Genomic DNA, 8,003 nt, shown 5'->3' with positions numbered 1-8,003 from the left:
CCGGTCCTCCCGGCGAAGGAGAAAACTGTCACCCATGCAATCAGTCCATTCTGTTACCTATCTATCCGGTTCGGACAACGGGTCTTTCTCCCCTCAAGGGGGAGGGGAGCCGCCCACCTTGTCGCCAAAGCTCGAAAAAAACTGTCCGGCCAGTTTCTTCGATGTCGATTCGATCAGACGGCTGCCGAGCTGGGCGATCTTGCCGCCGACATCGGCCTTGGCCGCATATCTGAGAATCGTCGCCTCCGGGCCATCGGCGGTCAGCGTCACATCGGCGCCGCCTTTGGCGAAGCCGGCGATGCCGCCCTTGCCCTCGCCCTGGATGGTGTAGGAATGCGGCGGGTTGAGATTCCTGAGCGTCACCTCGCCGTTGAACGTCGCCTTGATCGGGCCGATCTTGACCACCACGGTCGCCGCCATCTCGGTGTCCGACTTCTTTTCGAGGCTCTGGCAGCCCGGAATGGTCTGCCTCAGAACGTCCGGGTCGTTCAGCGCCTCCCACACCTTTTGCAAGGGTGCGGCGATGCGTTCCTCGCCTTCGATAACCAAAGCCATCAAAATCTCCCGGATACGAATTGACAAACCCCGATCCGGTCTAGCGTGGGGGTAAACACATGTCTATCGCACCAAAGTCCGGAATCGGATGGCGCGTGCCTCTTGCCTGCTCTCGCGCGTTGTCATATCGATTTGTCATACAAATACGGAGACCATGATGGCCGGCGCCCCCACGCAGAAAAAGAAATTTCGCTCGCAGGAGTGGTTCGACAATCCGGACAATCCGGGGATGACGGCGCTTTACCTCGAGCGCTACCTGAATTACGGGCTGACGCGTGCCGAACTGATGTCGGGCAAGCCGCTGATCGGCATCGCCCAGACCGGCTCGGATCTGTCGCCCTGCAACCGCCATCATCTCGAACTGGCCAAGCGCGTGCGTGAGGGCATCGTCTCGATGGGCGGCATCCCTTTCGAGTTCCCGTGCCACCCGATCCAGGAGACGGGCAAACGCCCGACCGCCGCACTCGACCGCAACCTCGCCTATCTCGGCCTGGTCGAGGTGCTCTACGGCTATCCGCTCGACGGCGTCGTGCTCACCATCGGCTGCGACAAGACGACGCCGGCCCTGCTGATGGCCGCCGCCACCGTCAACATTCCGGCTATCGCGCTGTCGGTCGGCCCGATGCTCAACGGCTGGCACAAGGGCAAGCGCACCGGCTCCGGCACCATCGTCTGGGAATCGCGCCAGCGCCTGTCGGCCGGCGAGATCGGCTATGACGAGTTCATGGACATCGTCGCCTCTTCGGCGCCGTCCACCGGCTATTGCAACACCATGGGCACCGCCACCACCATGAACTCGCTGGCCGAGGCCCTCGGCATGCAGCTGCCGGGCTCGGCCGCCATTCCGGCGCCCTACCGCGAGCGCGGCCAGATCGCCTATGAGACGGGAAAGCGCATCGTCGACATGGTGCATGAGGACTTGAAACCCTCAGACGTCATGACCCGCCAGGCCTTCGAGAACGCCATCGTCGTCAACTCGGCCATCGGCGGCTCGACCAACGCGCCGATCCACCTCAACGCCATCGCCCGCCATCTCGGCGTGCCGCTCGACAATGACGATTGGCAGACGGTCGGCCTCCAGATACCGCTCATTGTCAACCTGCAGCCGTCGGGCGAGTATCTCGGCGAGGACTATCACCATGCCGGCGGTGTGCCGGCGGTGGTGGCCGAACTGATGAAGGCCGGGCTGTTGCCTCATCCCGACGCCATGACGGTCAACGGCAAGACGATCGGCGCCAATTGCAGCGCGGCCGTCAACGAGAATCTCGATGTTATCCGCACCGTCGCCGAGCCGCTGAAGGACAATGCCGGTTTCATCAATCTTAGGGGTAATCTGTTCGATTCGGCGATCATGAAGACCAGCGGCATCTCGCCCGAATTCCGCGAGCGCTATCTGTCGAACCCGAACGACCCCGAGGCCTTCGAGGGCAACGCCATGGTCTTCGACGGGCCAGAGGACTACCACGCCCGCATCGACGACCCGGCGCAAGGCATCGACGAGCACACCATCCTGTTCATGCGTGGCGCCGGCCCGATCGGTTATCCCGGCGGCGCCGAAGTCGTCAACATGCAGCCGCCGGCCCATCTCATCAAGAAGGGCATCCATGCGCTGGCCTGCATCGGCGACGGCCGCCAGTCAGGCACGTCGGGCTCGCCGTCGATCCTCAACGCCTCGCCCGAAGCCGCCATAGGCGGCGGGCTGGCGCTGTTGAAGACCGGCGACCGCGTCCGCATCGACCTGCGCAAGGGCACTGCCGACATTCTCGTCACCGATGACGAGATTACGCGCCGGCGCGCCGAGCTGCAGAACAGTGGCGGCTATCGCTACCCCAAGCACCAGACCCCATGGCAGGAGATCCAGCGCGGCATGGTCGACCAGTTCTCCGAAGGAATGGTGCTGAAGCCCGCGGTGAAATACCAGGATGTGGCGCACACCGCAGGCGTGCCGCGGGACAATCACTGAACGCGTCTTTTTTTGCCTTCTCCCCTTGTGGGAGGTGTCGCCGAAGGCGACGGATGAGGGGTGCTCCAGCTTGGCACCGACGCACTCCGTCCAGCACCCCTCATCCGGCTCGTCGCTGCGCGCCGATCCACCTTCTCCCACAAGGGGAGAAGGAAGAGCGCCAAGCCGCACCCAAGCGCCTATAAATAGCCAACAATCTCAGGCGTCTGGTCCTGCCTGTCGTGCTTGCCGTCCTCGTAGAGGATTGGGGCTGCGGCGAGTTCCTCTTCGGTGACGTCGTCGAGGCAGGCGACGTTCACCGCCCAGAAATTCCCGCCCATGAAATCGAGATAGCCGCGCGAGAGAAAATTCGCGCCGCAGTTCGGGCACATATAGTGGTTGATGTCGCCTTCCGGCCAGTTCGACGGCGTCGCCTTGTACTCCCGCATCCGGTCGCGGCCATCCGTCACCCGCACGGCCTCATAGGCGGCGAAGGATTTCCGGTAGCCGAGTTTCCAGCAGAAGCTGCAATTGCATTTGCGGATGCCCTCAGTGAGGTCGATTTCGGCTTCGAAACGCACTGCACCGCAATGGCAGCTGCCGTGATAGGTCTTTTTCATGGGTTTCCTCCCAGACGTGTCCTGGCTCTGCCGCCCCCCGGAGCCAGAGCATCCTTTGCTCCAGGCATGGCGCTTGACAAGCGGGCGCGACAAATCCACGATGATGGCAAGGGGTGCATCGCGACGACCCCGTGAGGCGTCAGCCCAACGTTCGCGTCCAAGCTTCTCTCTCAAGGAGGTGGACGCCATGCCGTCGACAACCGCTATCACCGTATCGCAACTGTCCCGTCTGATTGGTCTGCCGGGCGCGCCCGCGATCATCGATGTTCGCATCGAAGAGGATTACAGCGCCGATCCGCGCCTGCTGCCGGCCTCAAACCGGCGTGATTTCAAAACCGTCTCGACCTGGGCATCCGAATTCGCCGGCAGCCGAGTGACGGTCGTCTGCCAAAGAGGGCAAAAGCTCTCGCAAGGCGTGGCCGCATGGCTGCGGCATGAAGGCATTGCCGCCGAATCCATCGAAGGCGGGTTCGAGGCCTGGCGCGATGGCAAGGGGCCTTTGATCAATGCCGGCAAGATACCGCCCCGCGATGAAAAAGGCCGCACCGTGTGGGTGACGCGGGCCCGCCCGAAGGTCGATCGCATCGCCTGCCCCTGGCTGATCAGGCGTTTCATCGATCCGAGCGCGGTCTTCCTCTTTGTCGAGGCGGCCGAAGTGTCGGCCACTGCGGACCGCTTTCAGGCCGTGCCTTTCGACATCGACAATGTGTTCTGGACTCACCGCGGCGAGTGCTGCACCTTCGATACGATGATCGAAGAGTTCGGGCTTGAATCCGAGGCGCTCGACCGCCTGGCCATGATCGTGCGCGCAGCCGATACCGCACGCCTCGATCTGGTTCCCCAGGCAGCCGGATTCCTGGCCGCCTCGCTTGGCCTGTCGCGGATGTTTCGCGACGACCTGGAACAGCTGGAGGCAGGAATGCTGCTTTACGACGCGTTTTTCCGATGGTGCCGCGACGCCACCGAGGAGACGCACAATTGGCCAAGCGCGAGCAAGCCATCATGAGCGCCCCGGCTTCTGACAAAACGGGAGCTTTGGGAAAAACGGCCGAGATCGTCGAAGCGCCGGCTGCGCCAAGCTTCCGTGAAGGCGTAAAACTCTGGGCGAAAATCGGCCTGCTCAGCTTCGGCGGGCCGGCCGGCCAGATCGCGCTCATGCACAGGGAATTGGTCGAGGAACGGCGTTGGATCGGCGAGCAACGTTTCCTGCATGCGTTGAACTACTGCATGCTGCTGCCCGGCCCTGAAGCCCAGCAACTCGCGATCTATATCGGCTGGCTGCTGCACCGGACGATCGGCGGCCTGGTCGCCGGCATCCTGTTCGTCGCGCCGGGCGCGCTTGTGATGCTCACCTTGAGCATCCTCTATGCGCTGTATGGCGACGCTCCGCTCGTCGAGGCGCTGTTTTTCGGGGTAAAGGCGGCCGTGCTCGCCATCGTGATCGAGGCGATGATCCGGATCGGACGACGTGCCTTGAAGAACCGGGTCATGGTTTCGATCGCGCTCGCCGCCTTCATCGCCATCTATGCATTGAACATGCCGTTTCCGCTCATCGTCCTGCTTGCCGGCCTGACGGGCTGGATTGGAAATCGTGTTGCGCCAGCGCTTTTTTCCGGCGCGGCGCGCGGCAAGGACGCGGTTCCCGACATCAAGGGCGCGGTCGACCTGATGTTCGAGCGCGGCGAACTGGCCCACACCCAGCCGACGCGATGGCATGCACCGCGCACCGTCGCGATCTGGCTGCCGATCTGGCTCGGGCCGGTGCTGCTGATCTGGGCTTTTACCGGATCCGCCAGTGTGTGGACGCAGATCGGCGGCTTCTTCAGCGTCATGGCGGTCGTCACATTCGGCGGCGCCTACGCGGTCCTTGCCTATGTCGCGCAGGCAGCGGTCGAGTCCTTCGGCTGGCTCGCACCCGGTGAGATGGTCGATGGCCTCGGGCTTGCCGAGACCACGCCCGGCCCACTCATCCTGGTCCTGCAGTTCGTCGGCTTTCTGGCCGCGTTCCGCCAATCCGGATCGTTGAGCCCGCTGCTTGCCGGATCGTTTGGGGCGATGCTCACCCTGTGGGCGACGTTCACGCCTTGCTTCTTCTGGATATTCCTCGGCGCGCCCTATATCGAATCCCTGCGCGACAACAAGGCGCTGTCGGCGGCGCTGGGCGCGATCACCGCCGCCGTCGTCGGCGTCATCATGAATCTCGCTCTGTGGTTCGGCTTGCACGTCATCTTCGGCGAGGTGCGCAACGTCGGGCTTGGAACCGACGTGCCGGTGCTCTCATCCATCGACTGGCGCGCGGCGCTGCTGTCATGTGCTGCCATGATCGCCATTCTGAAGCTGAAGATCGGCATGCTGCCGACGCTTGCGGGATCGGCCCTCGCCGGTGTTCTGTTGCTGGCAGCGAGTGGTTAATGCATGTCGCGCAAAAGCATGCCCTCGGGCCTGACCCGAGCGTGTGCAGCGGTTTTGCGATAACGACATGCATAAAACAACAACCTGAAGCGCGTCGCATGCGGCCGGCTCAAATGCGACGCGCTTTAGCGGCTGCCTGCGGACGGCGCTTCGCTGCGGTTTCGGGCAATCGGATAGGAAAATCATGGCGAGACGACGCTCCTCCCTAGGCTTCCTTGGAATGTTCGGCCGTTCAGGCGACCTCAGGCAACTCGACGCCGCGTTACGCGACGTTGACCTTCATCCCGCCCTTGTGCCGGAGGGAGCAAAGCTCACCATCGTCAATCTGATGAAGGACCACTGGCCCGACGAGCCGCCGCCACAAGCCTACCCGCCGGTGGCGCAGCTGCTTGGCTATTGTATTGCCGGGCCGGAAGCATTCGAGCAATCCAACGGCCTTCGACATAGGCTGGATGCGGAGCGCCGGCTCGAGGCGGCACTCGAGGCCGGCGACAGCTTCGATGCGCAAATCATACTGATGACGCTGCATGCCAAGCTGATCAGTGGCGAGGTCGTCGACCGCTACGGGTTGAGCGCCGACTAGACCATGATCCCGAAAAGTGGAACCCGGTTTTCGGAAACGATCATGGTCAAACAAAGAGCTAGAGCCCCATCCCGATTTTGCCGGGATGGATTAGTCTCTGACCGTTTGACGAGAACCGTCTTCAGCCGCCCATGCCGCTGCGCGGCAGTTGGATCAGATTGCCGAAGCGGGCGCGCAACTTGTCGTCGACCGGCTTCGGCACGTGGCGCGGGAAGCGCTCGGCGAGGATGCGGTTCTTCTCGATGATCGCCCGCTGCAGGATGTCGGGCCTGCCTTTCTCGTTCCATTCCTTCGGCGAAAAGCGGTCGCCGACCGCCGGATAGAAATATTCCGTCTGCATCAGCCGCAGCGTCTGCTCATTGCCGAGGTAATGACCCGGCCCCTTCAGGCAGACCTCGGCGATGGTGTCTATCGACAACGACTCATCGGTCACCTCGATGCCGCGCACGCAGCGCAGGCAATGGCCGAGCATGTCGTTGTCAATGATCAGGCTTTCCAGGCAGAAGCCGAGCAGCGAGGCGTGCATGCCGGCCGATTCGTAGACAAGGTTGAGGCCGGCCAGGCCGGCCATCACATCGGTGATGCCCTTTTCGTAACCGGACTGAATGTCGGGCAGTTTCGAATCCGTCATGCCGGCGGCCGAACCGCCGGGCAGGTCGTAGAATTGCGCCATCTGGGCGCAGGCAGCGGTCAGCACCGCTTGCTCGGCCGAGCCGCCGGACATCGCGCCGGTCCTGAGGTCGGAGACGAACGGCCAGGTGCCGAAGATCGCCGGATGCCCGGGTTTGATGGCGTTGACATAGACGAGGCCGGCGAGCACCTCGGCCACCGCTTGCACCACCGCACCGGCGATCGCCGCTGGCGCCGTGGCGCCCGCCTGGCCGGCCGACAGCAGCAGGATCGGAATGCCGCCTTCGACGCAGGCCTCGAGCACGCCGCAGGCATCCTCGGCAAACTTCATCGGCGGCACGACAAAACAGTTCGAATTGGAGACGAAAGGCCGAGCGCGAAAATTCTCTTCGCCGCCGGCAATCGCATAGAGCATGTCGAGCGCCGGCTTGACGTTCTCGCGCACCGTGAACGATGTGCCGACATGCTTCGACGTGCCCATCACGCAGGCGTAAAGCGTGTTGAAATCCATGTCGAGCGGATCGGGGATGTCGCGCGGCACCATCGGCCGCTGGAAGAAATGGATGTTGTCGAGCCCTTCAACGATGCGCGCCGCGTCATAGATGTCCTGCAGCAGCGACTCGCGATAACAGCGCTTCTCGACGTCGACCAGATGCACCGCGGCGCCCGCCGTGCCGTAATGCACGCGCTTGCCCTGGATCAGCATGTCGTGCTTGGGATCCTGGCCATGCAGGGTGAAATGGCGTGCCGCCTTCTTGATGGTGTCGAGGACGAGCGCGCGCGGAAAACGAATGCGGCCGTCCTCGCTGAGCGTGGCGCCGGCCTCGGTCAGCGCCTCGATGCAGGATGGGATGGCATTGGCGAAGCCGACCGTTTCAAGCAGCGTCAGCACCGCTTCGTGAATGCGCTCGCGGTCGTTTTCGCTGAGCGGCCCGTAGCTTCCGCCTTCGAGGCCGGCGCGCACCGGCTTGATATCGTCGGCAAGGGGTGCTGCCCGCATGGCGCGACGCGCTTCGCGCCCGCCGGAACGCCGCGAACGCTGGTCCGAGGGCGTGTCCGGCTTCTCAACAGCCACTGACATGGGAGGCACTCCACCTTTAGCTGCGAAGCGGGCGGCGGTGGTTGGTCCACCAGGTGGTTGGTCCACCATCGGCCGCTTCGTCCCCTTATGCTTCGAACTATGCCGTCGGCATTGGCACAGCCTATGAGCCAGAGGGTCCCGTCGCATATGCCAGGGCGCTAAACAACGGTGGCCGGTCCC

7 protein-coding genes are annotated in these 8,003 nt (G+C 63.4%); 4 read left to right on the top strand and 3 right to left on the bottom strand.

The annotated features are described in order from the left end of the window. Positions 1-93: 93 nt before the first annotated feature. On the bottom strand, positions 94-555 hold the full coding sequence (locus AC0L15_RS13430; RefSeq protein ID WP_023802884.1) for an SRPBCC family protein: 462 nt from the start codon (positions 553-555) through the stop codon (positions 94-96). Between the two features lie 157 nt (positions 556-712). Here AC0L15_RS13430 and AC0L15_RS13425 point away from each other — a divergent pair, with 157 nt between their 5' ends. Beyond that, entirely contained in the window at positions 713-2,518 is a 1,806-nt protein-coding gene (locus AC0L15_RS13425; RefSeq protein WP_128174072.1) for an IlvD/Edd family dehydratase, read from the top strand. Between the two features lie 179 nt (positions 2,519-2,697). Here the strand turns inward: AC0L15_RS13425 and AC0L15_RS13420 are convergent, their stop codons facing one another. Then, a complete protein-coding gene (locus AC0L15_RS13420; RefSeq protein ID WP_287250640.1) occupies positions 2,698-3,117 on the bottom strand; it encodes a GFA family protein in 420 nt (139 codons plus the stop codon). A gap of 187 nt (positions 3,118-3,304) precedes the next feature. Between AC0L15_RS13420 and AC0L15_RS13415 the strand changes: the two genes are divergently transcribed. From AC0L15_RS13415 to AC0L15_RS13405, 3 genes are all read left to right on the top strand, one after another. Further along, positions 3,305-4,123, top strand: coding sequence for a chromate resistance protein ChrB domain-containing protein (locus AC0L15_RS13415; RefSeq protein ID WP_473496468.1), 819 nt, complete (start codon positions 3,305-3,307; stop codon positions 4,121-4,123). Beyond that, positions 4,120-5,529, top strand: a complete 1,410-nt coding sequence (chrA, locus tag AC0L15_RS13410; protein WP_287250657.1) for a chromate efflux transporter — start codon at positions 4,120-4,122, stop codon at positions 5,527-5,529. Before AC0L15_RS13415 ends, chrA begins: the two co-directional genes overlap by 4 nt. Before the next feature lie 184 nt (positions 5,530-5,713). After that, positions 5,714-6,112, top strand: a complete 399-nt coding sequence (locus AC0L15_RS13405) for a hypothetical protein (RefSeq protein WP_287066908.1) — start codon at positions 5,714-5,716, stop codon at positions 6,110-6,112. Positions 6,113-6,233: 121 nt separating this feature from the next. Here the strand turns inward: AC0L15_RS13405 and AC0L15_RS13400 are convergent, their stop codons facing one another. Continuing rightward, on the bottom strand, positions 6,234-7,823 hold the full coding sequence (locus AC0L15_RS13400; RefSeq protein ID WP_287250641.1) for a trimethylamine methyltransferase family protein: 1,590 nt from the start codon (positions 7,821-7,823) through the stop codon (positions 6,234-6,236). Positions 7,824-8,003 lie beyond the last annotated feature (180 nt).

This window comes from Mesorhizobium sp. WSM4846 (assembly GCF_055811415.1).
The sequence above is the reverse complement of the archived record's forward strand: the minus strand, read 5'-3'. Positions and strand labels throughout refer to the sequence as shown.